Here is a 924-nt window from a genome sequence, read left to right on the forward strand (position 1 = left end):
AAGGAGAACAAGCCGTCCAACCCCAGCGACCCGCACGACGGGGCCTACACCGCGGCGCGGCTGGCCCGCGACGAGGGGGTGCCCATCTCGACGATCTCGTTCGGCACCAAGACCGGCGAGATCGAGATGGACGGGCAGCGGGTCGCGGTGCCGGTCTCGACGGACCAGATGAAGATGATCGCCAAGCTCTCCGGCGGGCAGTCCTACACCGCCGGCACCGTCGACGAGCTGTCCAAGAGCTACAACGCCATCGAGAAGGACATCGGCTACCGCACCGTGCCGGGTCCCGGCAGTGCCGGGTGGTTGCGCCTGGGCGTGCTCACCGCCCTGATCGCGACGGCGCTGGCGCTGCTGATCAACCGGCGACTGCCGGTCTGATCGCTCAGGAGGGCAGCCGGCGGTTCAGGAACAGGCCGGCCAGGACGGCGCCGGCCATCGCGACGGCCCCCAGCAGCATCCAGGCCAGGCTGGCGTCGCCCTTGACGGTTTCGTAGCCGATCTGGCGCTGCAGAGTCGCGTAGACGTCCTTCAGCGACTCCAGGCTGTCGGCGTGGAACGACTGGCCGTCGGTGATCTCGCAGATCTTCTTCAGCGTCTGATCGTCGACGGGAACCGGGATGGTGGCGCCCTCGTACTCGACGGTGCCGTACGGCGTGCCGAACGAAATCGTCGAGATCTGCACGCCCTCGGCCTTGGCGGCCCGGGCCGCGGTGTAGGCCCCGTCGTGCGGGTCGCTGGGGTTGGACGGCTTGTTCTCCTTGCCGTCGGACAGCAGCACGATGCGGGCCGGCGGCGGCGTGTCGCCACCGGTGATGGCGGTGGCGCTGACCGCGTGCAGGGCGGTGAAGATGGCCTGCCCGGTCGCCGTGCTGTCGGCGAAGTCGAGCTTCTTGAGCGCGTCGATCGTCGCCTGGTGCTGCGGCG

Annotated in this window: 1 protein-coding gene and 1 pseudogene; one reads left to right on the top strand and one right to left on the bottom strand. The window is 69.5% G+C overall.

Features of this window, described 5'->3' with window-relative positions; translation table 11 throughout:
• Positions 1-378: pseudogene (locus A5702_RS10315) on the top strand (hypothetical protein); the annotation flags it as partial.
• Positions 379-382: 4 nt separating this feature from the next.
• Here A5702_RS10315 and A5702_RS10320 read toward each other — a convergent pair.
• The coding region (locus A5702_RS10320) for a VWA domain-containing protein (protein WP_156669560.1) at positions 383-924 on the bottom strand (542 nt) is incomplete at its 5' end.

The organism is Mycobacterium sp. E3339, from assembly GCF_001666915.1.
In the GTDB taxonomy this organism is placed as follows: Bacteria; Actinomycetota; Actinomycetes; order Mycobacteriales; family Mycobacteriaceae; genus Mycobacterium.